Origin of the sequence: Amycolatopsis sp. NPDC101161 (genome assembly GCF_044768185.1) — a bacterium.
GTDB lineage: Bacteria > Actinomycetota > Actinomycetes > Mycobacteriales > Pseudonocardiaceae > Amycolatopsis.
The window spans coordinates 654,783-680,060 of sequence record NZ_JBIWPI010000007.1; the positions used below are offsets into that span (position 1 = coordinate 654,783).

26 protein-coding genes are annotated in these 25,278 nt (G+C 73.2%); 13 read left to right on the top strand and 13 right to left on the bottom strand.

The window, feature by feature from the left end:
* Nucleotides 1-13: 13 nt before the first annotated feature.
* Nucleotides 14-790 (bottom strand): MerR family transcriptional regulator, encoded by a 777-nt coding sequence (locus tag ACIRSS_RS45765; RefSeq protein ID WP_400907404.1) that lies wholly within the window; start codon nt 788-790, stop codon nt 14-16.
* 54 nt (nt 791-844) lie between these two features.
* On the opposite strand from ACIRSS_RS45765, the gene ACIRSS_RS45770 reads away from it, so the two are divergent.
* The 3 genes from ACIRSS_RS45770 to ACIRSS_RS45780 are packed head-to-tail and all read left to right on the top strand — an operon-like array spanning nt 845 to nt 3,843.
* Nucleotides 845-2,122, top strand: a complete 1,278-nt coding sequence (locus tag ACIRSS_RS45770; RefSeq protein ID WP_400907407.1) for an amidohydrolase family protein — start codon at nt 845-847, stop codon at nt 2,120-2,122.
* Entirely contained in the window at nt 2,119-2,457 is a 339-nt protein-coding gene (locus tag ACIRSS_RS45775; RefSeq protein ID WP_400907410.1) for a hypothetical protein, read from the top strand. Before ACIRSS_RS45770 ends, ACIRSS_RS45775 begins: the two co-directional genes overlap by 4 nt.
* A gap of 57 nt (nt 2,458-2,514) precedes the next feature.
* Complete coding sequence (locus tag ACIRSS_RS45780) at nt 2,515-3,843, top strand: hypothetical protein (protein WP_400907413.1); 1,329 nt, start codon at nt 2,515-2,517, stop codon at nt 3,841-3,843.
* Here ACIRSS_RS45780 and ACIRSS_RS45785 read toward each other — a convergent pair.
* A complete protein-coding gene (locus ACIRSS_RS45785) occupies nt 3,819-5,783 on the bottom strand; it encodes a hypothetical protein (protein WP_400907415.1) in 1,965 nt (654 codons plus the stop codon). The two genes, ACIRSS_RS45780 and ACIRSS_RS45785, sit on opposite strands and share 25 nt — an antisense overlap.
* Entirely contained in the window at nt 5,780-7,177 is a 1,398-nt protein-coding gene (locus ACIRSS_RS45790) for an ATP-binding protein (RefSeq protein ID WP_400907418.1), read from the bottom strand. The genes ACIRSS_RS45785 and ACIRSS_RS45790 overlap by 4 nt, the downstream gene beginning before the upstream one ends.
* Nucleotides 7,178-7,277: 100 nt before the next feature.
* Here ACIRSS_RS45790 and ACIRSS_RS45795 point away from each other — a divergent pair, with 100 nt between their 5' ends.
* The gene (locus ACIRSS_RS45795) at nt 7,278-8,072 is read left to right on the top strand and encodes a hypothetical protein (protein WP_400907421.1); all 795 of its coding nucleotides are present in this window, start codon (nt 7,278-7,280) and stop codon (nt 8,070-8,072) included.
* Between the two features lie 5 nt (nt 8,073-8,077).
* Here ACIRSS_RS45795 and ACIRSS_RS45800 read toward each other — a convergent pair whose 3' ends face one another.
* Complete coding sequence (locus ACIRSS_RS45800; RefSeq protein ID WP_400907816.1) at nt 8,078-8,275, bottom strand: pentapeptide repeat-containing protein; 198 nt, start codon at nt 8,273-8,275, stop codon at nt 8,078-8,080.
* A 338-nt stretch (nt 8,276-8,613) separates the two neighbouring features.
* Nucleotides 8,614-9,657 carry a ferrochelatase gene (locus ACIRSS_RS45805; protein WP_400907424.1) on the bottom strand — a complete coding sequence of 348 codons (1,044 nt, stop codon included), beginning with the start codon at nt 9,655-9,657 and terminating at the stop codon, nt 8,614-8,616.
* A gap of 87 nt (nt 9,658-9,744) precedes the next feature.
* Here ACIRSS_RS45805 and ACIRSS_RS45810 point away from each other — a divergent pair, with 87 nt between their 5' ends.
* Complete coding sequence (locus ACIRSS_RS45810; protein WP_400907427.1) at nt 9,745-10,326, top strand: TetR/AcrR family transcriptional regulator; 582 nt, start codon at nt 9,745-9,747, stop codon at nt 10,324-10,326.
* Nucleotides 10,327-10,394: 68 nt separating this feature from the next.
* Nucleotides 10,395-11,555 carry a Cmx/CmrA family chloramphenicol efflux MFS transporter gene (locus ACIRSS_RS45815; RefSeq protein ID WP_400907429.1) on the top strand — a complete coding sequence of 387 codons (1,161 nt, stop codon included), beginning with the start codon at nt 10,395-10,397 and terminating at the stop codon, nt 11,553-11,555.
* 3 nt (nt 11,556-11,558) lie between these two features.
* Here ACIRSS_RS45815 and fabI read toward each other — a convergent pair whose 3' ends face one another.
* Together fabI and fabG are read right to left on the bottom strand one after the other, a co-directional pair.
* The gene (gene fabI / locus ACIRSS_RS45820; protein ID WP_013226770.1) at nt 11,559-12,326 is read right to left on the bottom strand and encodes an enoyl-ACP reductase FabI; all 768 of its coding nucleotides are present in this window, start codon (nt 12,324-12,326) and stop codon (nt 11,559-11,561) included.
* 42 nt (nt 12,327-12,368) lie between these two features.
* Entirely contained in the window at nt 12,369-13,073 is a 705-nt protein-coding gene (gene fabG, locus ACIRSS_RS45825) for a 3-oxoacyl-ACP reductase FabG (protein WP_400907434.1), read from the bottom strand.
* 184 nt (nt 13,074-13,257) lie between these two features.
* Between fabG and ACIRSS_RS45830 the strand changes: the two genes are divergently transcribed.
* Genes ACIRSS_RS45830 through ACIRSS_RS45860 form a run of 7 tightly spaced genes read left to right on the top strand, consistent with a single transcriptional unit; the run spans nt 13,258 to nt 19,025 of the window.
* Nucleotides 13,258-14,574: an MFS transporter gene (locus ACIRSS_RS45830; protein ID WP_400907437.1), complete on the top strand. Its 1,317-nt coding sequence runs from the start codon at nt 13,258-13,260 to the stop codon at nt 14,572-14,574.
* 7 nt (nt 14,575-14,581) lie between these two features.
* Complete coding sequence (locus tag ACIRSS_RS45835) at nt 14,582-15,250, top strand: response regulator transcription factor (protein WP_400907440.1); 669 nt, start codon at nt 14,582-14,584, stop codon at nt 15,248-15,250.
* A gap of 4 nt (nt 15,251-15,254) precedes the next feature.
* A complete protein-coding gene (locus tag ACIRSS_RS45840) occupies nt 15,255-16,646 on the top strand; it encodes a sensor histidine kinase (RefSeq protein ID WP_400907443.1) in 1,392 nt (463 codons plus the stop codon).
* Nucleotides 16,643-17,587: a TAXI family TRAP transporter solute-binding subunit gene (locus ACIRSS_RS45845; RefSeq protein ID WP_400907446.1), complete on the top strand. Its 945-nt coding sequence runs from the start codon at nt 16,643-16,645 to the stop codon at nt 17,585-17,587. The genes ACIRSS_RS45840 and ACIRSS_RS45845 overlap by 4 nt, the downstream gene beginning before the upstream one ends.
* Before the next feature lie 16 nt (nt 17,588-17,603).
* Nucleotides 17,604-18,026 carry an acyl-CoA thioesterase gene (locus ACIRSS_RS45850; RefSeq protein ID WP_400907449.1) on the top strand — a complete coding sequence of 141 codons (423 nt, stop codon included), beginning with the start codon at nt 17,604-17,606 and terminating at the stop codon, nt 18,024-18,026.
* A 4-nt stretch (nt 18,027-18,030) separates the two neighbouring features.
* Nucleotides 18,031-18,492, top strand: coding sequence for a tRNA (cytidine(34)-2'-O)-methyltransferase (locus tag ACIRSS_RS45855; protein WP_364457063.1), 462 nt, complete (start codon nt 18,031-18,033; stop codon nt 18,490-18,492).
* Between the two features lie 23 nt (nt 18,493-18,515).
* Nucleotides 18,516-19,025 (top strand): hypothetical protein, encoded by a 510-nt coding sequence (locus ACIRSS_RS45860; protein WP_400907452.1) that lies wholly within the window; start codon nt 18,516-18,518, stop codon nt 19,023-19,025.
* A gap of 1 nt (nt 19,026) precedes the next feature.
* On the opposite strand, the gene ACIRSS_RS45865 is transcribed toward ACIRSS_RS45860, so the two are convergent.
* The 6 genes from ACIRSS_RS45865 to ACIRSS_RS45890 form a co-directional block, all read right to left on the bottom strand.
* Entirely contained in the window at nt 19,027-20,007 is a 981-nt protein-coding gene (locus ACIRSS_RS45865) for a VWA domain-containing protein (protein WP_400907454.1), read from the bottom strand.
* Complete coding sequence (locus ACIRSS_RS45870; protein ID WP_400907457.1) at nt 20,004-20,948, bottom strand: DUF58 domain-containing protein; 945 nt, start codon at nt 20,946-20,948, stop codon at nt 20,004-20,006. Before ACIRSS_RS45870 ends, ACIRSS_RS45865 begins: the two co-directional genes overlap by 4 nt.
* A gap of 7 nt (nt 20,949-20,955) precedes the next feature.
* A complete protein-coding gene (locus ACIRSS_RS45875) occupies nt 20,956-22,026 on the bottom strand; it encodes an AAA family ATPase (RefSeq protein WP_400907460.1) in 1,071 nt (356 codons plus the stop codon).
* Nucleotides 22,027-22,196: 170 nt separating this feature from the next.
* Entirely contained in the window at nt 22,197-22,742 is a 546-nt protein-coding gene (locus ACIRSS_RS45880; protein WP_400907462.1) for a molybdenum cofactor guanylyltransferase, read from the bottom strand.
* Between the two features lie 168 nt (nt 22,743-22,910).
* Nucleotides 22,911-23,624, bottom strand: coding sequence for an SAM-dependent methyltransferase (locus ACIRSS_RS45885; protein ID WP_400907464.1), 714 nt, complete (start codon nt 23,622-23,624; stop codon nt 22,911-22,913).
* A gap of 44 nt (nt 23,625-23,668) precedes the next feature.
* On the bottom strand, nt 23,669-24,982 hold the full coding sequence (locus tag ACIRSS_RS45890) for an NlpC/P60 family protein (protein WP_400907818.1): 1,314 nt from the start codon (nt 24,980-24,982) through the stop codon (nt 23,669-23,671).
* Between the last annotated feature and the right edge of the window lie 296 nt (nt 24,983-25,278).

Sequence of the window (25,278 nt, forward strand, 5' to 3'; positions counted from 1 at the left end):
AAGCGTTCGCTCGTCAGGTCTTCCCGACCGGTGGGACGAGTCTCTCACGGGCGTAGGCCTCGATGGCCCGGGCCAGCCACGCCGGGAGCTCCGGATCGGCGCGCGCGGCGAGGTCCCGCTGCCGGGGGTCGCGCTCGTACAGCCCGCCCATCGCCGCGTAGGCCGCCGCGGTCGGCTGCCAGAAGTGGCTGACCGACGCGTAGTGCTCGGCGACGACGTCCAGTGCGGCCGGATCGCTTGGCGCGGCCCCGGAGCGCATGACGCTCGCCAGGCGGCGGAACAGGGCCGCGCCCTGGGCCGCGGCGTGCTCGTAGTCCGCGGCCGTCAGCCCCTCCTGGGCCGCTTCGGCGACGTCGAAGGCCTTCCCGGCGCCTTCGCCGAACGTCTCGCGGTAGGCCTGCCGCATCTCGGCGGCGTCCTCGCGCAGCCCGGCGAAGAACCGGCCGGGGTCGTCGATCCGGGCGGCGTCGAGGTCGGCGACCGTCTCCTCGACCGTGGTGATCACCCTGTCCAGGCGCCGCCGTTCCTCCTCCAGCTGCGCCAGGTGCCCGCGCAACGCGGCCGCCTCACCGGCCCGCTCCCCCAGCACGGCCCCGATCTCGGCCAAGCCGAGCCCGAACCGCCGCAGGAGCAGGATGCGCTGCAGCCGCAGCAGTTCGCCGCGGCCGTACCAGCGGTAGCCGTTGGTACCCACGGAAGACGGCTTGAGCAGGCCGATCGCGTCGTAGTGGCGCAGCATCCGGGCCGACACCCCGGACGCCTTGGCCACCTGGCTGATCGAGTACCGCACCGCGTCAGCTTAGGAGTTGACCTTCACACGATGTCAACTTTTATCGTCGCCGCCGTGACCACGACCATCACCGGCGCCCGCGTCTTCGACGGCGAGCGCCTCACCGAGCACACCGCCGTGCGGCTCGACGGCGGCCGCGTCGAAGCCGTCGGCGACGACACCCTGCTGCGGCCCGGCGACGAGCACGTCGACGCCCGGGGCGGCACGCTGCTGCCCGGGCTCATCGACGCGCACGTCCACCTCCTGCCCGGCGCGCTCCGGCAGGCGCTCGCGTTCGGCGTCACGACCGTGCTCGACATGTTCAGCAAGCCGGACACCGTCCGGGACGCCCTGGTCCAGGGCGCTCGCCCGGACGCCGCCGACGTGCGGTCCTCCAGCGTCGGGGCGACGGCACCCGGCGGCCACCCGAGCATGATGTACGCGCCCTTCCCGTACGTGACCGGCCCGGCGGACGCCGAGCGGTTCGTCGCCGACCGCGTCGCCGAAGGGGCCGCCCACCTCAAGGTGCTCTACGACGACGGGACCGGCGGCCCGCTGCCGATGCCGTCCCTGGACGTGCCGACGATCGCCGCCCTGACCGCGGCCGCGCACCGGGCCGGACTGCTCGTCGCGGCCCACGTCTCGACCGCCCGCGGGGCCGTCGACCTGCTGTCCACCGGCGTCGACGTGCTCGCGCACGTGCCGTTCGACGCCATGACCGGCCGCCAGGCCGAAGCGGTCGCGCGTGCCGGCGTCGCGGTCGTCACGACGTTGTCGATCGCCGACGGCTTCCCGCGCGACGGCGCGATGCCGCTCCTCACCTCGGCCTTGGCGCCGCGACTCGGACCGGCCTGGCGCGCGGTCCTGGAGCGGCAGGGGCGGCGTTGGCTGCCGCCGCGGCTGCCGGACTTCGCGGTGGCGCGCGACAACGCGCGGCTGCTGCGCGAGGCCGGCGTGCCGCTGCTGGCCGGCACGGACGCGCCCAACCCGGGCACGGTCCACGGCGCGAGCCTGCACCGCGAGCTGGAGCACCTGGTCGCCGCGGGCCTGCCGCCGGCGGAGGCACTCGCGGCGGCGACCGCGCGTCCGGCCGCGGTGTTCGGCCTGGCCGACCGCGGCCGGCTCCACCCCGGGCTGCGCGCGGACGTCGTGCTGGTGGACGGGCACCCCGACCGGGACATCGCGCGGACGCAGCACTTGACGGCCGTGTGGAAGGAAGGAGTCCGCGCCGACCTGGACGCCTACGTCGGCTCGGCCGACGAGCGGGACGGCCTGACCGCCTTGCGGGCCCAGACGGAGAAGGTCATCGCGGCCGTCCGCGAGCTGCTGCCCACGTTCGGAGCCGGGGAATGACCACGATCGAAGTCCGCCGCGAAGAGGACGGCGAGCTGCTCGGCCACCTCCGTCCGGCCGACGCGGGGTGGGAGCCGTTGACGGTGTTCCACGCGGCGCTGGCCGAGCCGTCCGGCCGCGAGGACGCCGAAGACGTCGTCCGCCGCGACGGCCTCTCGTGCCTGGGCGACCTGTGGTGGGTCGAGGTGGAACCGGGCCGCTGGACGGAGGCCCGCATCCAGGAGGCGTACCCGGACCGTGTCCGCGTCCGGTGGGCCGACCCGCTGCTCGAGCAACCGGCCCACGGTCAGTGGATCGACCCGCGGGCCGTGCCGGTCCGGCGCCGTCACCCCTGACCGGGCGTCACTCTTCCGCAGCGGGTTTCCGGCGGCGAGCGCGGTTAGCCTGGCCGGATGGGCACCATGATCGTCTTGGGCGGTGCGGTCGCCGTGATCGCGCTGGTCACGGCGGTCGTCCTGCTGCTGCGGCGGCGCCGGGTCCGGCCCCGGCCGGTGCTCGGCCCGGTCCCCCGCGAACCCCTCGCGGCGGTGCGCCGCGACGAGCTCCTGGCGAAGATCGACGAGACGTTCCGTGCCGGCCGTTCCTGCGTCCTGCTGGGCCGCGGCGGGGTGGGCAAGACCCACCTCGCCGCCGCGTTCGTCCGCGAGGCCCGCTCACCGGTGCTCTGGATCGCGGCCGCGGACCCGGCGAACACCGCCCGCGCCTACGCGGAGCTGGCCCGGCGGCAGGGCTTGGCCGGTCCCGACGCGGGGCTGGCGTGGCTCGACGGACGCGACGGCGCCATCGTCGTGTTCGACGGCCCGACCGACCCGGACGCGCTCACCCGGTGGCTGCCCGCCCGCGCCCGCGTCCTGGTGACCACGACGGTGCCGGACTTCGAGATCCTGGGCGCCACGGTGCCGGTGACCGGCTTCGACCCGGCCACGGCCGCCGGCTTCGTCCGCACGCGATCGGGCCGGGACGCCGACGCGGCCGACGTCGCCCGGGAGCTCGGCTACCTGCCGCTGGCCCTCGCCCAGGCCGGTGGGGTGATCCGGGCCGCGGGCCACCTCGATCGGCTGCCGGGCACCCTCGTGCTCGAGCGCGACCCGGGTGAGGACCATTCGCCCCGGGTCGAGGACACCACGCTCGCCGCCCTGCGCACGGTGGCCGCGCGGGACGGCCGGGCCCTGGTCGTCGCCGAGCTCCTGGCCGTACTGGCCCCACGGGGTGTGCGGCGAGCCCTGATGCACCACGCCGGGCCGGACCCGGTGGCGGTGGACGCGGCGTTGACCGGTCTCGAAGGCGCGTCGCTCGCGGAGTTCGACGTCAGCGGCGAAGTCGTGACGATGCACCGCCTGACCCGGCTCGCGGTGCTGGGCCGGCTGCACGCCGAGGACCGCCTGGCCGAGGTGCTGGACCGGGCGTTCGCCGTGCTGGACACCGAGGACACCGCCGATCTGGCCGACCACGCCGCCGCGCTGTGGCGGCACTTCCGGGCGCTGCCGTCGGTCTCCGCGGGCCCGCGGCTCGGCCCGATCCTGCGGCTGCGGCGCCGGTCGGTCGACCTGCTGGTGGCCGAAGGCGCGTTCGCGCAGGCTCGCGCGCTCGGCCGGGAGGTGCTCGCCGACCACGACGCCTACCTGCCCGCCGGCCACGACGACACCGTGCTCGCCGCCCGGTCGCTGGACCGGGCGGCGAGGCCGCCGGCGCCGCCTCAGCGCCGCCGGGTGCGCAGGTAGTCGCCGACCACCGCGGCGCCGAGGCCGTCGAGGTCCGGTGCGACCACCCGGCCGCCCGAACGCCGCGCGATGACGTCGACGAACGCCGTCAGGCGCGGGTCGTCGCCGAGGCGGAACACCGTCACCGACGCGCCCAGCTTGGCCAGCCGGTCCACTTCGGACAGTGTCTTGTGGAGGGTCCGCGGCTGGGGCGGGTAGTCGAAGACCGCTTCGCCGTCCGGTTCCAGGTGCGCGGTCGGCTCGCCGTCGGTGACCATCAGCACCACCGGCTGGGCGTCCGGGTGCCGCCGCAGGTGCTGGCCGGCCAGCAGCAGGCCGTGGTGGGCGTTGGTGCCCTGCTCCCACGCGCCCTCGAGCCCGATCAGCTCCGGCAGCTCCACCGACTGGGCGTAGCGGCCGAACGTGATCAGCTGCAGCGCGTCGTTGCGGAAGCGCGTGCTGATCAGCTGGTGCAGCGCGAGCGCGGTGCGCTTCATCGGCAGCCAGCGGCCTTCCTGCACCATCGACCAGGACGTGTCGACGAGCAGCGCGACCGCCGCGCGGGAGCGGTGTTCGGTCTCGACCACTTCGACGTCCTCGACGTCGAGCCGGACCGACCGCTCCCCGACCGAAACCGACCGCAGGACGGCGTTGCGGATGGTCCGCGGCACGTCCCAGGGCTGCATGTCCCCGAACCGCCACGGCCGCGACGCCCCCGTCGGCTCGCCCGCCGCACCCGCCGACTCGGTCTCGCGGTCGCCGGTTTTGCCGCGCAACGCGTTCACGATGTCGGCCAGCGCCGTCTCGCCGAGGCGCCGCAACGCCTTGGGCGACAACCGGAGCGACCCGTCGGCGGCCCGTTCGAACAGGCCCTGGCGGCGCAGCTCACGCTCCAGTTCGGACAGTCGCCGGGCGTCGACGCCGGCGTCCTTGCCGAGCTGGCGTTCGAGCGACTCCAGGTCGATGTCCTCCAGGCTCGCGCCCGGGTAGGACTGGCTCAGCTGCTCGGCCAGCGCGTCCAGCTCGGCGAGGTCGGCCATCGCCTGCGCGCCTTCGCCCATGCCGAGCGGGTTGTTGCCGCGGAAGCGTTCCGAACCGGTCCAGTCCTCGCCCGGCCGCGCGGCCCGCAGCTGACTGTCCAGCTGGGACAGCTGCTGCGCGAGCCGCGGGTCGCCGAACGCCTGCTGCGTCAGCTCGGCCAGCTCCGCGCGCTGCTCGGCCGACATCGAGTTGAGCATCCGCTGCGCCGCGGCGGACCGCTCGGCGAGCGCGTCGATCAGCTCTTCGACGTTGCGCGGGTTCTCCGGGAAGAACTCGCCGTGCTTGGCCATGAAGTCGTCGAAGCGCTCCTGGATGTCCTCGGCGCCTCGGGCGTGGGCCGCGAGGAGGTCGTTGAGGTCGGAGAGCATCTCGTTGATCCGCTCGACGTCCTCGGGACCGGCGTTCTGCAGGGCCTGCTTCATGCCCTGGAACCGCGACTCCATCAGCTCCTGGCCGAGCAGGTCGCGGATCTGCTGGTAGTTCTCGCGGCCTTGCTCGGACCGCCAGTCGTAGTTCGCCAGTTCGTTGACGGCCGCGGCGGTGCCCGACGGGAGCGCGTCGACCTGGGCCTCCCGGAACCGGGCTTCGTCGTCCGGGTCCGGGAACAGCTCCCGCCGTTCGGCGTCGAGGGCCTCCTGCAGCAGGCGCTGGACCTCCTGCAGGGTGCCGTTCAGGTTGTTGCGGCGCTGGATCTGCGACCGGCGCTGCCACAGGCGCCGGGTCAGCTCGTCCAGGCCCGACGTGCGCTCGGTGCCGCGCCGGAGCAGCTCCTCCAGCGCGGACCGCGGCGACGCCCCGGCCATGACCTCGCGGCCGATCTCGTCGAGCGCGTCCCGCAGGTCGGCCGGGGGCGCGAGCGGGTCCGGCCCGTCGTGCCACGGGCCGTAGGAGTAGCCGTCGGGAAGCGGGACCGCGGTCATCGGCCGTAGACGGTCGTCGCGTCGTCGGAGTCCTTGGCCAGGCGCCGGGCCAGGAACAGCGATTCGAGGGCGAGTTCGACGGCGGCCGCGATCCGGCCGGCGGGCTCGTCGGCGGACACGCCGGCGCGCTGGGCGACCTCGTGCAGCACCGGCAGCTCCGGCAGGGCCGCGAGGACGTCCTTGGCGGGGACGCGCTCGCCGGTGGCGACCAGGTGGCCTTCCTCGACGGCGTCGGCCAGCGGGCGCAGGTCCAGCCCGGCGAAGCGGCCTCGGGCGGTCTCGGCGATCGCCCGGCGCATCAGGTGCACGAGGTGCTCGATCTCGCGGCCCTCTTCGCCGGGTTCGAACTCGATCTTGCCCCGCAGCACGGACGGGACGGCGTCGAGGTCGACCGGCCGCGCGACAGCCGGCTCCTCACCGGTCAGCGCCGCGCGCCGCAGGGCCGCGGCCGCCACGGTCTCCGCCGCCGCGACGGCGAACCGGGCGGACACGCCGGAGCGCTGGTCGATGACCGTGGATTCGCGGAGGTTCCGGACGAACCGGGCGAGGACCTCCAGCAGCGGCTCGCCGACCTCGGCCACGAGGTGGGCTTCCTGTTTGACGACCGCCACTTCCGCTTCCACATCCAGGGGGTAGTGGGTGCGGATCTCGGCGCCGAAGCGGTCCTTCAGCGGGGTGATGATCCGGCCGCGGTTGGTGTAGTCCTCGGGGTTCGCGGTCGCGACGAGCAGGACGTCCAGGGGCAGCCGCAGCGTGTAGCCGCGGACCTGGATGTCGCGCTCCTCCATGACGTTGAGCAGCGCGACCTGGATGCGCTCGGCGAGGTCGGGCAGCTCGTTGATGGCGACGATGCCGCGGTGGGCGCGCGGGACGAGGCCGAAGTGGATGGTCTCGGGGTCGCCCAGGCTGCGGCCTTCGGCGACCTTCACCGGGTCGACGTCGCCGATCAGGTCGCCGACCGAGGTGTCCGGCGTGGCGAGCTTCTCGGTGTAGCGCTCGGAGCGGTGGCGCCACGCCACGGGCAGGTCGTCGCCGAGTTCGGCGGCGCGCCGGATCGACGCGGGCGTGATCGGCTGCAGCGGGTGTTCGCCCAGCTCCGAGCCCTGGATGACGGGCGTCCACTCGTCGAGGAGGCCGGCGAGGGTGCGCAGCAGGCGGGTCTTGCCCTGGCCGCGTTCGCCGAGCAGGACGACGTCGTGGCCGGCCAGCAGCGCGCGTTCGAGCTGCGGCAGCACGGTGCGGGAGAAGCCGACGATGCCGGGCCAGGCGTCTTCGCCGGTCTTGAGGGCGGTCAGCAGGTTGTCGTGGATCTCTTGCGCGATCGGGCGCGGCTCGTACCCGGCCGCGCGCAGGGCCCCGGCGGTCCGGGGAAGAGCGTCTGGAACAGCGTTCACCCGTTCGACGCTACTGCCGGATCGCCGGTGCGTCGATGTGGAGCGACTCCAGCGTGGGCGCGCTCGGCCGGTGCGGCGCGGACCGGTAAAATAGGGCGTCGTGTGCCGTCCCAGTGCGACTTTCGCCGTCTGGTCCTCAGCGTGGCTCAACGGAGCCGCCGCATCCGACGATGTCCTCGATGCCCTGCTCGCGTGGGGTGAGGCCCACGACGTGGTCGCCGCCGACGCCACCGCGGCGGAGGCGTTCGCGCTGCCGCTGGCGTTCAACCGCGCGGCCACCCCGGTCCAGCTCCTGATGGCGTTGCGTTCGCAGGGAGCGAAAAGCATGCGCCTGGTCCTCCCGGTCCCGGGCGACGTCCGCGGCCTCGGCGGCGGCGGTCCGTTCACCGAAGCGGCGCTGCGCGCGGGTGACGCGGTGGTGCTCGCGGACCTCGGGTTCGGGCTGGTGCCGGAGCCGATCGCCGAGGGGCTCGTCCGGTGGACGGTGTACTCGATTTCGCCGACGCCGCCGGAGTACGTGGGTCTGGCCGAAGCCGAGCACGGGTTGACGGACGCGATCCGCAACAGCGCGGGGGCGCTGCAGGCGCTGGACGTGGCTTCCGACCGGCCGGGGGTGCGGGCGGAGCTGTCGGCGCACTTGCGGTCGCGGCCTGACGTGGACTGGCCGGCGGGCACGCCGGGGCGGGCGTTGCGGGTGTTGCAGCGGGCGGAGGAGATCGCGGCGATCTTGGCGATCGCGTCGTCGGATGACCCGGGTGGAGCGATTTCGGCGTCGGCATCGACGTTGCGAGCCCAGGCTTTGCGGCCGTTGTCGGAAGCGGTGCGAACGGCCCGGTGCGCGGCGGTCAACGAGGCGGTGCGGGTGTTCGCGGAATCCACGGCCCGCGAGGGCTGAGGTTGTCAGCGAGCCGGGCGCAGCCATCGGGCCAGACGGTCGGCGTCGTCGACCCGTGCACCGTCCAGCGTCGCCCCGGTGAGGTCCGGGTTCGACAGGTCGGCACCGCGGAGGTCAGCGCCGGTCAGGTCCGAACCGGCGAGCATGGCCCGGCCGAGGAACGCCCCACGTAATTCAGCGTGCCCGAGGTAGCAGGCCCTCAGGTCGGCACTCTGGAGTTCGACCGCCCCGCCCGGCGACCGAAGTGCGAGCTATCTGCTCCAGCGCGAAGATCGCGCCGACCCGGACTCCGGCCCGGTCGTGGCCGAGCTGCCCGATCGACCTGCTGAGCTGCTCGTTCACCTGCGTCCGGGTGCCGAGCTGCAGCTGCGCCACCGCCGAATCCAGGCTGTGCCGCAGCCGGCCGCGGCTGATCTGAAGCTGACGCCAGGTGTCGTCCGGAATTCGTTCTGCAGCCGCAACCGGGTGGCAGCGTCACCCGACTCCAGGATCCGGCACCGGACGTGCCGAGCGGAAGACCCCGTACGCGGGGTTACCGCCGTCAGCGAGCCTGACGCTTGGCCGGCTCGCAACACCCCACCGCGCACGGCGCACCATTCACCGTGCACCCAGCCATCGGGAACGTCGACAGCTTCCGCGGCTCCACCCCGTGCGTGTGCTCGCGCACCAGCTCCACCACCAGCTCCGCGAACCTCGGGTCGGACCCCGCAGTCGCCGCGCGGGCGAACTTCATGCCGTGCTCGGCCGCTCGCTCGGCTGCCTCGTTGTCCAGGTCCCAGATCACCTCGAGGTGGTCCGATACGAACCCGATCGGCGAGACGACCACGCCGGGGACGCCCGACTCGTGCAGCGCGTCGATGTGGTCGACGATGTCCGGCTCCAGCCACGGCACCTGCGGCGGCCCCGAGCGCGACTGCCACACGACGTCGTACTCCGGAATCCCCGCTTCGGCCGCCACGAGCCGCGCGGCCTCCGCGATCTGGCGCGAGTAGCGGTGGCCGCCCTCGGACGGCGGGCCTGACGCGCGGTCCGCGCTCGACGGGACCGAGTGCGCCGTGAACACCGTGCGGATGCCCGGCTCGTCGCCCAGTGACGCGTGCGCCGCGCGGACGCCGTCCGCCACCGCCGACACGAACAGCGGGTGGTCGAAGAACTGGCGGATTTTCACCAGTTCGGGTGCCTCGGAGCCGACCGCCGCACGGGCGCGCTCGATGTCTTCGTCGTACTGGCGGCACGCCGAGTAGCCGCCGTACGCGCTCGTGGGGAACACCAGCACCCGCGAGGCGCCGGACGACGTCAGCTCGGAAAGGGTGTCCTCGACCATCGGGTGCCAGTTGCGGTTGCCGAAGTGCACCGGCAGGTCGATGCCGGCCGCCGCGAGCTGCTTCTCGACCGCCGCCATCGCGTCGCGGTTCAGCCGGTTGATCGGCGACACCCCGCCGAAGTGCTGGTAGTGCTCCGCGACTTCGAGCAGCCGCTCCCGCGGCACGCCCCGGCCCTTGGTGACGTTCTCGAGGAACGGCATGACGTCGTCAGGCCCTTCCGGACCGCCGAACGAAAGCCACAGCAACGCGTCGTATCCCACCCCGTCATCTTGCCGATGTGGCGGCCCGCACGCTGACGCGGGCCCGTTGTGAATCGCTCAGTCCAAAACTCTGCTAAGCTCCCACCCATGGCCAGGCCACGCGAGTTCGACGAAACCGCCGCTGTCGAGAAGGCGATGCACGCCTTCTGGGAACACGGCTACGAAGCGACGTCCACGCAGGACCTGTGCGAGGCCACCGGACTCGGCCGCAGCAGCGTCTACAACACCTTCACCAGCAAGCGAACGCTCTTCCAGCGTTCGCTCGCCCACTACACGACCACCCAGCTCGGCAAGCGGCAAGCACTCCTCGACGGCCCCGGCACCGCGGCCGAGCGGCTCGCCGCGGTCCTCGACCAGGCCATCGAAGACGACGTCGACGAGCGCCGCCGCGGCTGTCTCGTGGTCAACACCCTGGCCGAACTCGGCCTGCCCGACGACGAAGTGGGCGCGGCACTGCGGGACGACACCGACCGGAACCTGGTGATGTTCGCCGAGTGCGTCCGCGAAGGCGTGCTCGACGGCAGCCTCCGGGACGGCCTCGACCCCGCCGACGTGGCGGAGTTCCTGCTCAGCACCACCTCGGGCCTGCGCGTGATGGCCCGCCGGGGCACCAGCCGCGAGAGCATGCACGCGGTCGCGGACCTCGCCCTGGCCGCCATCACACGCTGAGCGCCGCACATCCCGGACTATGCACGCCCTGGTTTTGAACTGAACGATACAGAATTGGGAGGGACCCCATGCCCCTGGCCGTCTTCGTCCTCGGGCTCAGCGTGTTCGCGCTGGGCACGTCCGAGTTCATGATCACCGGCCTGCTCCCCGGGATGGCCGCCGACCTCACCGTGAGCATTCCCGACGCGGGCCTGCTGATCTCCGCGTTCGCGATCGGCATGGTCGTCGGGGCGCCGCTGCTGGCGATCGGCACCCTGCGCCTCCCCCGCCGCCGGACGCTCCTCGCGCTGCTCGCGGTCTTCTTCGGGGCGCACGTCGTCGGCGCCCTCGCCGAGGGGTACGCCCTCCTCTTCGCGACGCGGGTCGTCGCCGCCCTCGCCTGCGCCGGGTTCTGGGCCGTCGCCCTGGCGACCACGATCGCGCTTGTGCCCGTCGAGCGGCGCGGGCGTGCGATGGCGGTGCTGGTCAGCGGCCTGACCGTCGCGAACATCGCCGGCGTGCCGGCCGGCACGTTCCTCGGCCAGCACGCGGGCTGGCGGACGGCTTTCTGGGCGGTGGCGGCGGTGACGCTGCTCGCGGCGGCCGGCGTGGCGCTGCTGGTGCCGGAGACCACCGGTGGCGCGGTGAGCGTCCGCGGTGAGCTGCGGCTCTACCGTCGCGGACGGGTCTGGCTCGCGCTCGGCGTGATCGCCTTGTGCCAGGCCATGATCTTCGCCGCGTTCAGCTACCTGGCGCCGTTGCTGACCGAGACCGACGGCCTGCCCGGCGAGTGGGTGCCGGGGGTGCTGGCGCTGTTCGGCGTCGGTGCGCTGATCGGGATCAGCGTCGGCGGCCGGCTGGCCGACCGGCGGCCGTTCGCGACGCTCTACGGCTGCCTCGCCCTCGCGCTGACCGCGTTGCTCGTGCTCGCCCTCACCACCGACGCGCTCGTCGCCGTCGCGGCCGTGCTCGCCTTCGGCGCGGCCGCGTTCGGCGCCAACCCGGCCCTGAACCTGCGCGCCTACCAGGCCGCCGGGGACGCGCCGACGCTCGTCGGCGCCAGCACCACCTCGGCGTTCAACGTCGGCAACACGATCGGCCCGTGGCTGGGCGGCGTCGCGATCGACGCCGGGCTCGGATTCCCGAGCGTGGCCTGGACCGGCATCGCCCTCGGCGCGGCGACGCTGGTCGCGCTCACGGTCGCGGTCGCCGTCCAGCGGAGCGACGACCGCGAACCGGTGCTCGTGTGAGGCTCAGATGCCGAGGAAGTGGACCCCGCCGTCGACCATGATCATCGAACCGGTCGTGGCCGGGAGCCAGTCCGATAGGACCGCGCAGACGCTCTTCGCCACCGGGTCCGGGTCGGTGCTGTCCCAGCCGAGCGGCGCGCGCTCGCCCCAGCCGTCCTCCAGGTCGACGAAGCCCGGGATGGACTTGGCCGCCATCGTCTTCATCGGGCCCGCGCTGACCAGGTTGACGCGGATGCCCTGCGGCCCCAGCTCCTTGGCCAGGTACCGGTTGACCGACTCGAGCCCGGCCTTCGCGACGCCCATCCAGTTGTAGACCGGCCACGCGACCCGCGCGTCGAAGTCCATGCCGACGTACGACGCGCCGCGCCCCATCAGCGGCAGGCACGCCTTCGCCAGCGACATGTACGAGTACGTCGAGATCTCGATCGCGGTCTTGACGTCCTCGGCGGGCGCGTCGAGGAACGGCGCGCCGAGGCAGGTCTGCGGGGCGAAGCCGATCGAGTGCAGCACGCCGTCGAGGCCGTCGACGTGCTCGCGGACCTTGTCGGCGAGGCCGTCGAGGTGCTCCTGGTTGGTGACGTCCAGTTCGATCACGGGCGCCTCTTCGGGCAGCCGCTTCGCGATGCGCTCGACGAGCGACATGCGGCCGAAGCCGGTCAGCACCACCTTCGCACCCTCCTGCTGCGCGATCTTGGCCGCGTGGAAGGCGAGCGAAGCGTCGGTGATGATGCCGGTGATCAGCAGGCGCTTGCCTTCGAGCAGTCCGGGCACGGGTCCTCCAGGTCTTGGTTCGGTGAACGGGAACGAAAAGCGTCAGTGACCGATGCCGAGGCCGCCGTCGACCGGCAGCACCGCGCCGTTGACGTAGCCGGCTTCCTCGGAGGCCAGGTAGCGGACCGCGGCGGCGATCTCCGACGGCTCGGCGTACCGGCCGGAAGGCACCTGCGCGAGGATCTCCTTCTTGCGCGCCTCGGGCAGCTCGTCGGTCATGTCGGTGTGCACGAAGCCGGGGGCGATGACGTTCGAGGTGATGTTGCGGGAGCCGAGCTCGCGCGCCAGCGAACGCGCGAAGCCGACCAGGCCGGCCTTCGACGCGGCGTAGTTGGCCTGGCCCGCCGAGCCGGAGAGGCCGACCACCGAGGAGATGAAGACGAACCGGCCCCACTTGCCGCGCAGCATGCCGCGCGAAGCCCGCTTCGCGACGCGGAAGGCACCGGTGAGGTTCGCGTTGATGACGCGCTCGAACTGCTCGTCGCTCATCCGCATCAGCAGCGTGTCGTCGGTCAGCCCGGCGTTGGACACCAGCACCTCGACCGGGCCCTGGTGCTCCTCGACGAGCTTGAACGCCGCGTCGACCTGCTCGGTGTCGGTGACGTCCGCTTGGACCCCGAAGAGACCTTCGGGCGCGCCCGAGCCACGGTGCGTGACGGCGACCCGGTGACCCTGCTCCGCCAGGTCCCGGGCGATCGCCAGACCGATGCCCCGGTTGCCCCCGGTGACCAGAACCGACCGTCCCACGGTGTTCTCCCTCTTCGTCGACGTGCGCTGATGCCGGGCACGAGGTTATCGGCAGCTCCGCCGGGCCGCGCACCCGCGCCCGGCGGTGCCCGCGACCGCCCTAAGCGGGTGTTAGGAACTGCCTCCCGACCTTGCTGGTTACCCGCTGGTTGGTCACCGTGAGTCGCAACACAGGAGGTCGACGATGACAACCCGGATCAGCTCCGCGACCGCGGGGACCGTGAGCGAAAAGCGCGTGATCGGCAACGTGCTGCGCGGCTCCATCGGCAATCTGGTCGAGTGGTACGACTGGTACGCCTACGCGGCGTTCACCACGTACTTCGCCAAGTCCTTCTTCCCGACGACCGACACGACGGCGGCCTTCCTCGGCACGGCCGCGGTGTTCGCGGTCGGGTTCCTCATGCGCCCGCTCGGCGGCTGGATGCTCGGCCGGTTCGCCGACCGCTTCGGCCGCCGCAGCGCCCTGGTGCTTTCGGTCACGCTGATGGCCGGTGGCTCACTGCTCATCGCCGTCACGCCGAGCTACGGCACGATCGGCCTGGCGGCTCCGATCCTGCTGCTCGTCGCCCGGCTCATCCAGGGTCTGTCCGTCGGCGGCGAGTACTCCACCTCGGCGACCTACCTGTCCGAAGTGGCCACTCCCGGCAAGCGCGGCTTCTACTCGAGTTTCCAGTACGTGACGCTCTACGGCGGCCAGCTGCTGGCGCTGGGCCTCCAGCTGATCCTGCAGGGCCTGCTCACCGAACAGCAGCTGACGGCGTGGGGCTGGCGGATCGCATTCGGCGTCGGCACGGTGGCCGCGCTCAGCGTCATGTGGCTGCGCCGCGGGATGGACGAGTCCGAGAGCTACACCCGCGAAGCGGACGAGGCCAAGACGACCGGCGAACGCGGCACTCTGCGCGCGCTCGCCAAGTACCCCAAGGAGATCGCGCTCGTCGTGGGGCTGACGCTCGGCGGCACGGTGGCGTTCTACACCTTCGCCACCTACAGCCAGAAGTTCCTCGAGAACACCGCGCACATCCCGCGGCGGACGGTCACGATCATCCTGTTCTCGGCGATCCTCCTCGCGGCGATCCTGCAGCCGCTGGCGGGCAAGCTGTCCGACCGGATCGGCCGCCGCCCGCTGCTGCTGTTCTTCGGCATCGCGGGCACCTTGCTCACCGTCCCGATCATGACCGTGATGGGCTCGACCCGGAACCCGGTCGGCGCGTTCCTGCTCGTCCTGGCCGGGCTCGTGGTCGTGGCGGGTTACACGTCGATCAACGCGATCGTGAAGGCCGAGCTGTTCCCGACGAAGATCCGCGCCATCGGCGTCGGCCTGCCCTACGCGCTCACCGTCGCGATCTTCGGCGGCACCGCGGAGCTCATCGCGCAGGCGCTGAAGAGCGCCGGCCACGAGTCGGTCTTCTTCTGGTACGTCGCCGGCTGCGTCCTCGTTTCCCTGATCGTCTACGGCACAATGCGGGAGACCTCCAAGACCTCGGAGCTGGAAGAACGCTGACAAGGGGATGGCCGTGCGCGTGCTCCTCGTCGAAGACGACGCGGGTGTCGCCGGCGCGCTCGCCGAGTCGCTGCACGCGCGCGGTCATCCCGTCACCAGCGTCGGCCGCGGGGCGGACGCCCTCCACCGCCACCGCGACGCCGACCTGGTCCTGCTCGACCTCGGGCTCCCCGACCTCGACGGCCTGGACGTGCTCCGCAAGATCCGCGCGGTGTCGACGGTCCCGGTCATCGTGCTGACCGCGCGCGGCGACGAACGCTCGGTGGTCCGCGGCCTGCGCCTCGGCGCGGACGACTACCTCACCAAGCCCGTCCGGCTGGCCGAACTGCTGGCCCGGATGGACGCCGTGGTGCGCCGCGCGGTGGCCCGTGACGCTCCCGCCGGGGACGTCGTGCGGATCGAAGACGTCGAGATCGACCTCGGTGCCCGCCGGGTGCTCGTCGCCGGGCACGACATCGGGCTCACCACCAAGGAGTTCGAGATCCTGGCCGTGCTCGCGGTCCGCCCCGGCACCGCGGTCAGCCGCCAGCAGCTGATGGACGAGGTCTGGGGCGACGCCTACCTCGCCGTCTCGCGTTCGCTCGACGTCCACCTGACCGGGTTGCGCGCGAAGCTGGACCGGCCGGGCCTGCTCACGACGATCCGCGGCTTCGGCTACCGGCTCGGCCGGGACTGACCCCGTGCGCACCCGGCTGCTGGTCGTGCTGGTCGCCCTCGCGCTCGCCGTGGTCGCCGCGTTCGCCGTGCCGCTGCTGGCATCGACTGCCGAACAGCGCACCCAGCAGCTGGTCATCTCCCGCACCGCCGACGTCGACCGGTTCGTCGTGCTGGCTCAGCAAGCCGTCGACACGCGCGACCCGGCGGCGCTCGTGGCCGACGCGGCCCGCTACGCCGAGCTGTACGGCGAAGGCGTCGTCATCGTCGACGCGCGCCGCGATCCGCTGGTCCAAGCCGGCGGGCTGACCGCGGCCGACCCGGCGGTGCACGCGCTGGTGGAAGCGACCATGCGCAACCAACCGGCGCCGCAGGTCGGCCGGCTCGGCCCGTGGTCGGCCGGGCCCGCGTACTTCGCGCGGCCGGTCGGCACCGGCACCCGCGTGTCCGGCGTGGTCGTGCTGCGGGCGTCGGTGACGACGGCGGCCGCGGACGTCGCGACCCGCTGGGGCACCATCGGCGCCGGCGCGCTGCTCGTCGCGGTGGTGTTCGTGCTCCTCGCCGTCGTGCTGGCCCGGTGGATGGTCCGGCCGCTGCACGAGCTGGAGACCGGCGTCCTGGCGGTCGCCGCCGGGCACCGCGCGCACGTCCCGGAGCGCGCCGGGCCGCGGGAGCTGCGGGTGCTGGCCGGCGAGGTCAACCGCATGTCGGAGGCCGTGCTCGAAGCGGCCGAGCAGCAACACCGGCTGGTCGCCGACGCCTCCCACCAGCTGCGCAACCCCATGGCTGCGCTGCGGCTGCGCGTCGACTCGCTCGCCGGGCGGGTCGAGGGCGACGACACGACGTACCGGGCGACCGTCGCCGAAGTCGAACGCCTGGAGAAGCTCCTCGACGGGCTGCTGGCCCTCGCGCTGGCCGAGAGCACGGCGACGCGGGTCGCCGCCGGAGGTGCCGACGAGTCGTGCGACCTCGCGTCGGTGCTCGCCGAGCGCGTCGACGCCTGGCGCCCGGCCGCCGAAGACGCCGGTGCGACGCTCCTCCCGCCGCCGGGGCACGACGAGCCGGTCACCGTGCGCTGCCCCGAAGGCGAACTCGCGCAGATCCTCGATGTGCTGCTGGACAACGCCGTCCACTACGCCGGGCGCGGCGCGAAGATCACGACCGGCTGGGAAGCCGGCGCGGACACGGCGACGCTCGTCGTCGCCGACGACGGACCCGGACTGTCCACTGAGGACCGGGCGCGGGCGACCGAGCGGTTCTGGCGCGCCGGCGGCGAAGGCGCGCCGCGCGGTACCGGGCTCGGCCTGGCCATCGCGCACCAGCAGGTGCGCACCCGCGGCGGCGTCCTCGAACTGCGCCAAGCACTCCCGCGCGGGCTCGAAGTCCGCGTCACGCTGCCGTTGGCGGAGGCGCCATGACGATCACGCGGCGCACCGCCGTGCTCGGCGGCCTCGGACTGGCGCTGGCCGGCTGCTCGACGTCCGGCTACGGCGGTCCCGAACGGACGGTCACCATCGCGGCCGGCGAGCGCGGTGGTTTCTACCTCGCCTTCGCCGAACTGCTCGCCGCCCAGTTGAGCCGCGCCGAGCCGAAGCTGCACGCCACCGCCGTGCCGACCGAGGCGAGCGTCGCCAACGTCGACCTCGTGCGCCGCGGGCAGGCCGACCTCGGGCTCGTGCTGGCCGACGTCGCCCAGACGGCGTTGACCGGCGGCGCGCCGTTCGCCGGGAAGGTGCCGCTGCTCGCGCTCGGCCGCGTCTACGAGAACTACCTGCAGCTCGTGGTGCGCGCGGACGGGCCGGTGCGCCGGCTCGCCGACCTGACCGGCCGCCCGGTGTCGCTCGGCGCGGGCGGCTCCGGCGCGGCCCAGCTCGGCGAGCGCCTCTTCGCGAAGGCCGGGGTCACGGTCGACGCCCGGCACCTGCTCTTCGACGACGCCGTCCGCGCGCTGGCCGGCCGCCGGATCGACGCGATGCTGTGGTCCGGCGGCGTGCCGACGCCGAAGCTCGCCGACCTCACCCGCACGACCCCGATCGCCCTGCTGCCCCTGGACGCGGTCGTGCCCGCGCTGCGCGCCGCGTACGGGCCGGTGTACGACCAGGTCCAGGTGCCCGACGGCGCGTACCGCGGGGTCGGCGCGCTGGGCACGATCGGCGTCGCGAACCTGCTGGTCTGCTCCCCCGCCCTGCCCGACGACGTCGCCGCGGCGGTCGTCCGGCTGCTCGTCGAGCGGGCGACCGACCTGGTGCCCGCCGAAGCCGTCGGGACGCAGTTCCTCGACGTGCGGACGCTCATCGGCACGCAGCCGGTGCCGCTGCAGCCGGGCGCGGCGGCCGCGTACCGGGCGCTGCACGGCTGAGCGCTAGATTGGGCCGGTGACCGAACCCCGCCGCAGAGTCGTCGAGATGCCGCTGCGCGTGCGCTACCACGAGTGCGACGGCCAGGGCATCGTCTTCAACGCCCACTACCTGGCCTATGTGGACATGTGCTCCTTCGAGGCGGAGAAGGCGCTCTTCGGTTCGCACGAGGAGTTCCTGGCCCACCGCACGGACGTCGTCGTGGCGGAGGCCAACCTGAAGTTCCGCGCGCCGGCCCGGTACGACGACGAACTCGTGGTCTCGCAGTACCTGACCCACCTCGGCACGACGTCGCTGATCTTCGACTTCGAGATCCACCGCGTCGAGACCCTGATCGCGGCGGCGACCCTCCGGTACGTGTTCATCGACCCGGAGACGCTGCGCCCGCAAGCGCCGCCGGACGCGGTCCGCAAGGCCTACGCGGCCCTGCTCGAGGACTGAGCCCGTGTTCCGCGTTCTCTTCTACCAGCCGGAAATCCCGCCGAACACGGGCAACGCGATCCGGCTCGCCGCGAACACCGGCTGCGAGCTGCACCTGGTCGAGCCGCTCGGGTTCACGCTGGAGGACAAGCAGCTGCGCCGCGCCGGGCTCGACTACCACGACCTGGCCCGCGTGCACGTCCACGCGTCGCTGGCCGCGGCTTGGGAAGTGTTGCTGCCGGCCAAGGTCTACGCGTTCAGCGCGTCGGCGACCCGGCTGTACACGGATGTCGCGTACGGACCGGGAGACGTGCTGATGTTCGGACCGGAATCGGTGGGGCTGCCGGCATCGGTGCAGGAGGCGCCGGAGGTGACCGACCGCGTGCGGCTGCCGATGCTGCCGACGAGCCGCTCGCTGAACGTCGCCAACACGGCGGCCATCACGGTTTACGAAGCCTGGCGGCAGAACGGCTTCGCGGGCGCGTGATCACCGTCCGGTAGGTTCGCCGGATGCGACAGCAGTTCCTGGGGGCGCTCATCGGCGCCGCGTTCGGCACCGTGTTCGTCCTGGTCAACTCCGGCGACCCGCTCCCCGCGGCGATCGGCTGGGTGCTGCGCGCCCTCGCCGTGCTCGCGCTCGCGGCCGTGGTGGTCCTCGGCGTCCGCGCCGGCGGTCGGCCCACGCTGGAGGACCGGCCGATGTTCGGCCCCAGCTACCGGGTGATCGTCATCGGCGAAGTCGTCCTGCTGATCGCCGGGTTCTTCGTGCTGAGCCTGCTCGACGCGCCGGTGCAGGCGAACGTCGCGTGGATCGCCACCATCGTCGGCCTCCACTTCGTCGCGCTGGCGTCGGCGTGGAAGACCCGCTCGATCCTCGTGGTCGGCGTGGTTCTGACGGTGCTCGGTGTGGTCGGTCTCGCTCTGCTGGGGACCGCCGCCGCGTGGGTGCCGTTCGTCAGCGGCGTGCTCTCCGGGGTGACCCTGCTCGGCGGAAGCCTCTACGGCGTCCGCCGAGCCTGAGTCACGGCAGTCTCTGCCCGAAGAACAAGCTCGCCGCCGCGCCGAGCATGAGGAACAGCGTCCCCACGACCACCCACGGCTTGCTCGCGTCGGCGTCCTTCAGCTCGTAGCCGATCTGCTCCCCCAGGTCCGCGTAGACCTTCTTCAGCTCCTCGGCGCTGGCCGCCTTGTAGAACTCGCCGCCCGACAGCCTCGCGATCTCGCGCAGGGACTCGTCGTCCACGCTCACCGGCTGGGCCTTGCCGTCGATGTCGACCGAGCCGTGCGTCGTGCCGAACGAGATCGACGAGATCGGCACCCCGGCCTGCTTCGCCGCCTGCGCCGCCGTGTAGCCGCCTCGCGCCGCGTACAGGTCTTCCGGCACCGTCTGCTTTCCGTCGGACATCAGCACGATCCGGGCCGGCGGGGGCCCGTCCGCGCCACCCACGACGCTGGAGAAGCTCTCCACCGACTGCAGGGCCGCGAAGATGCCTTCGCCGGTCGCCGTCGACTGGGCCAGCTTGAGGTTCTCGATCGCCTTGATCACGCCGTTGCGGTCGGTGGTCGGGTTGACCAGCACCGTCGCCGTGCCCGCGAACGAGATCAGGCCCAGGTTGATCCCGGGGGTCATGTTCCGCGCGAACTGCGTCGCCGCGTCCTGGGCCGCCTTCAGCCGCGTCGGCGCGACGTCGGTGGCCTCCATCGACAGCGACACGTCGATCACCAGCATCACGGTCGCCCGGTTGCGCGGCACCTTCTGCTCGGCGGTCGGGCCGGCCAGCGCCACGGTGAGGATCAGCAGCGACAGCACGATCAGCACCGCCGGCAGGTGCCGCACCCAGCCCTGGCTCTTCGGCGCGACCTTCTCCAGCAGCGCCAGGTTGGCGAACCGCATGGTCCGCTTCCGCCGCGCGCGCTGCGCCAGGACGTACCCGATCGCGACCGCCGCGACGGCGAGCAGCAGCAGGAACCACCACGGCGCGGCGAAACCCGTCAAACTCACGCCACACCCCCCGACCAGCGACGCTTGCGGGCGACGACGAACCGCACCATGTCGGCGATCCAGTCGGCGTCGGTGCGCAGCGTCAGGTGGGCCGCGCCCGCGCGCCGCAGGCCGGCCGCCACCTGCTGCCGGTGGGCGTGGGCCGCGGCCCCGAACTCCTTGCGCAGCAAGGCCGACGCATGCACTTCGCGCTGCTTCCCTGTCTCCGGGTCGGCCAGCACGACGGTGCCCACCTCGGGCAGGTCGACGTCGCGCGGGTCGAGGACTTCGATCGCGATCAGTTCGTGCCGCCCGCCCAGCGCCCGCAGCGGCCGCTCCCAGGACGTGTCGCCCAGGAAGTCGGAGATCACCACGGCCAGGCCACGCCGCCGCGGCGGCCGGCGCAACGCCTCGAGGGCCTGCGCGAAGTCGCCGCGGGTGCCTTCGGCCGCCCGGGGCGTCTCGGCCAGCTTCCGCACGATGCTGCGGGCGTGCGCGAGGCCACCGCGCGCCGGGATGCGGGTCATCTCGGCGCCGGTGGAGACCAGCGCGCCGATCCGGTTGCCGCCGCCCCCGGTCAGGTGCGCGACCGCCGCGACCGCGCAGACCACCAGGTCGCGCTTCTCGCACAACGCCGTTCCGAAGTCGAGGCTCGCCGACAGGTCGGCGACCACCCACGTCTCCAGCTCGCGGTCGGCCACGGTCTCGCGGATGTGCGGGGTCGTGGTGCGGGCGGTGACCGCCCAGTCCATCCGGCGGACGTCGTCGCCGGGCTGGTACGGGCGGGCCTCGCCGGGCTCGGACCCCGGCCCCGGCACGAGGCCGAGGTGGTTGCCCTGCAGCAGCCCGTCGAGCCTGCGGCGGACATCGAGCTCCAGCGTCCGGAGCCCGGCTTCCAGCCGGTCGCCCCGCAGCACCGGGGGCGCCCACGAAGGGCGTTCGCCCTTCTCGTTCTTCGCCATCGCCGGGTTACCTGACCGGCGCGCCCGCCGGGACCGGGCCGCCCTGGCCGGCCCCGCCCTGCGGCCGGGCCGAGACCTGCGGCAGCGGCACGGTCTGCAGCACGCGCGTGATGATGTGGTCGATGGGCACGCCGTCGGCCAGCGCGTCGTAGGACAGCACGAGCCGGTGGCGCAGCACGTCCGGCACGACGTCGACGACGTCCTGCGGCAGCACGTAGTCGCGGCCGCGGACCAGCGCCAGCGCGCGGGCGGCGGCGATGATGCCGAGGCTCGCACGCGGCGAAGCGCCGTAGGACACCCAGCCGGCGACGTCGGCGAGGCCGTGCTCGTTCGGCGTCCGGGTGGTCAGCACCAGCCGCACGACGTAGTCGACCAGCGCGTGGTGCACGAACACCTGCGACGCGACGCCCTGCAGCCGGACCAGCTCGGCCGGGCTGAGCACCTCGTGCGGGGTGGGCGGGGCGACGCCCATCCGGTAGATGATCTCGCGCTCCTCCTCGGCGGAGGGGTACTCGACGACGATCTTGAACAGGAAGCGGTCGCGCTGCGCCTCGGGCAGCGGGTACACGCCCTCGTTCTCGATCGGGTTCTGGGTGGCCAGCACGAGGAACGGGTCGGGCATCGGGAACGTCTGCCCGCCGATCGACACGTGCCGCTCGGCCATCACCTCGAGCATCGCCGACTGGACCTTGGCGGGCGCGCGGTTGATCTCGTCGGCGAGCACGAAGTTCGCCACGACCGGGCCGAGCTCGACGTCGAACCGCTCGGCGCCCTGGCGGTAGATGCGGGTGCCGAGGATGTCGGCGGGCACCAGGTCCGGCGTGAACTGGACGCGCGAGAACGAGCCGCCGACGACCCGGGCGAACGTCTCGACGGCGAGGGTCTTCGCCACGCCGGGCACGCCTTCGAGCAGCAGGTGGCCCTTGGCCAGCAGGCCGACCAGCATCCGCTCGACCAGGCGGTCCTGGCCGACGATGATCCGCTTGACCTCGAACACGGTCCGCTCCAGCAACTGGGCGTCCCGCGCCGGTGTCGCCTGCTGGCCGTTCCCGCCCTCGGCGTAGCCGGGCTCGGTCACTCTGCCTCCTCGAAAGTTCGTGCGCCGCCCCCGCGACGGTGATCACGCGGTGCGACCGTACTGCGTCCCCCGGTCGTCCGTCCGTCCGGCACGCGGACGCACGGGTTCGCCCGTGTGTAGCCAACACCTCCCCCGGTGTGACATCTGTGAAGCTGATCCGGTTCCCGGGGTCAGCGGTGGCGCTCGAGGTCCTCGGGGGTGTCGATGTCGTCCGCTTCGCCCCGCTCCGCCTGGACCTCGGTGACGCTGAGTCCCCCCAGCACCCGCCGCAGCGCCGCGTTCTCCACCCGCTCGGGCAACGCGGCCCGCAGCGCCGCGGCCCGCCAGGCGCCCAGCAGCCACTGCCGGGACCCGGTGGCGTCGACGAGGACCGCGCCGTCGCCGCCGCCGAGCGCGGCGACCAGGCGGTCCACTGTGGACCGCCGGACGCCCGGCAGGTCGGCGGCCAGCACGACGACCGCCTCGACGTCGTCCGGGACGAACGCGAGGCCGGCGGCCAGCGCCGCGACGGGCCCGGTGCCGGGCACCGGTTCGCGCGTCCACACGACGTCGAAACCGGGCCGCCGCGGCCCGACGGCGATCACGCGTTCGGCGCCGGAGAGGGCGTGGATCGCACGGGCCAGCAAGGGCTTGCCACCCACCGACAGCGCCGGCTTGTCCACACCGGACAGCCTGCGGGCCGAACCCCCGGCCACCACGATCCCCGCGTAGCGCATCCGGCGAGGCTAGCGGCCCGGGACGCGGAAGGTGAAGCCCGCGCCCGGGTATCGGCATCGAGTCCGTGCGGATGGACGCCTGCCGCCGCAACGAGCCGGCTCAGCGTCGAGCAGGTGAGCCCGCGCCGGACCCGACCGCCGTGCCGGACAACCGGGCGAGCCCGGCCGTCAGCGGGTCAGCACGAGGTACGCGAGGCCCAGCACGCCCCGGTAGTCCCGGACGTACTCGCGCAGCCGCCGGTCGAGCCACTCCCGCACCTCCTCCGCCCGCGGGTCGGCCGGGTGCGCCGCCAGCCACTCCGCCCAGCCCGCGCGCGAGGTCGACTCGAAGTCGTCCCACTCGAGCTGGTCGGCGGTGCTGAGGTGCAGCACGCGCCAGCCGGCGGCACCGGCGGCCTCGACCAGCTCCGGCAGCGTCAGCGTGTCCGGGCCGAAGATCTCCACCGCCGCCGGGTCCGGCTGGGCCGACCAGAAGCCGTCGCCGTAGAGCAGCCGCCCGCCCGCCCGCACCACCCGGGCGAGCCCCTCCAGCGCCGCCTTGGTGGAGCCGAAGATGTGGGCGGCGCCGATGCAGAAGGCCCGCTCGACGGGAACGTCCCAGCTCGCGGCGTCCGCCTCGGTGAACTCCACCGCCAGTCCGCGCTCCGCGGCCGCCGCCCGCCCGCGCTCGAGGCCGGTCGCGTCGGTGTCGACGCCCGTCGCCCGCAGGCCCGGCGCCCGCTCGACAGCCCGCAGCAGCAGCTCGCCCCAGCCGCAGCCGAGGTCGACGAGGTGTCCGTCGCTCAAGGCCATCCGGTCGAGCAGCAGCGAAGCGTGCGCCTCGGACAGGGGTGTGTTCCAGCGCATCCGCGATCGCCGCAGCGCGTTCAGTTCGTCGTCCACGTGCCCGATCCTGTCGGCGGGACGCCACCGCCGTCGAGCGAGTTTCAGCCGATCAGGCGGGTCGCGTACGGCATGATCCCGCCGTAGCGCACCGGCGCGACCCGGACCCGCAGGCCGGACTGCGGCGCTTCGACCATCTGGCCGCCGCCGAGGTAGAGCGCGACGTGGTGGATGCCGCCCGGGCCGCCGTAGAACAGCATGTCGCCGCGGCGCATCTGCGACAGCGGGACCTGCCGCCCGGACGTGTACTGGTAGCCGCTGTAGTGCGGCAGCGAAATCACCCCGGCGAAGGCGTAGATCATCAGGCCGGAGCAGTCGAAGCCGATCTTGTTGTAGTCGCCGTAGCGGTCGGCGACGCCGCCGTCGCGGATGCCGCGGGTCGGGCCGCTCGCGTTGCCGCCGCCCCACGCGTACGGCAGGCCGATCTTCGACAGCGCCCGCGCGATGACCGCCTCGATCGACGAGCCGGCCGGGCCCGACGCCGGCTTGCTCGCTGGCCGGCCGCCGCCACCACCGGACGAGCCCAGCGCGGCCTGGCGGGCGCGTTCGTCGTCCTCACGCTGCTTCTCGGCGAGCCAGTCCTGGTAGCGCTGCCGCTGGCCCTGCAGGCCGTTGACCTTGGCCTGGGCCGCGTAGAGCTGCTGCTCGACGTCGGACTTGTTCTTCTCGAGCTGCGTGTTCTGCGTGGCCTGGCTGTCCTGCGCGCTGATCGCCCTGGCCTGCGCGGAGTCCGCGCTGGTCTTCGCCTGGCGCGCGGCGTCCTGCTTCTGCTGGGCGATCTCGGCGGCCTTGCGGGCCGCGGCGTCCTTGTTCGACTTCTCGGTCTGCGCCTGCTGGAGCCGGTCGAGGGCGTTGAGCCGGTCGCCGCCGACGGCGTCGAGCAGCTGCGCGCGGGCCAGCATGTCCTTGGGGCTGTCGGCGCTGAGGTACGCCGAGAGCGAGCCGACCGTGCTGCCCTGCTGGAAGCTCGCGGCGGCGAACGTCTTGAGGTCGTTGCGGGCCTTCTCGATCGCCGCGGCCGCCGCGTCCGCCTCGGTGCGGGCGGCCTTGGCGTCGTTCTCCGCCTGCGCCGCCGCGTCCTGCGCGGACTGCAGGTCGACCAGGGCCTTGTTGGCCTCTTCCTGCTTGAGCTCGACGTCGTCCTGCAGCTGCGACAGCTTCTGCTCGGCCTGGGCCAGCTGGTTGGTCAGCCGGCCGACCTCGCCGGCCTTCGCGTTGGCGTCGGCCTTGCTCGAGCTGAGGTCGGAGTCGCTGGGGTTGGGCGGCGGCGGGGGCGCCGCGAGGCCCGTGCCGCCGGCGCCGAACAAGATCACCAGCGTGAGCGCGCTCACGGTGAGTCCACGGCGGGCCCGCGGCACCTCCGGACCCCCACGCCGTCCCGCCACGACCGCCCACCTCCGCTCACCTGCGCACATCGCGCGTCACTGCAGTCACACCACTATCACAAGCATCACCGGAAACTTACACACCGTAGGCACCAATTCCCCTTATTGAGGGACCCTCGGCGCGGATGGCGCAGCCCACACCGCGTGTCGTCTTGTCCGGTAAACAGGACACGCGTACTGTTTGAGGCACCGCGAGGTGTGGCATCCCGAATCCGGTCCTACGGTGGGGGTGCGCAAGACTCGCCACCACCGAACCCGACCGAACTGAC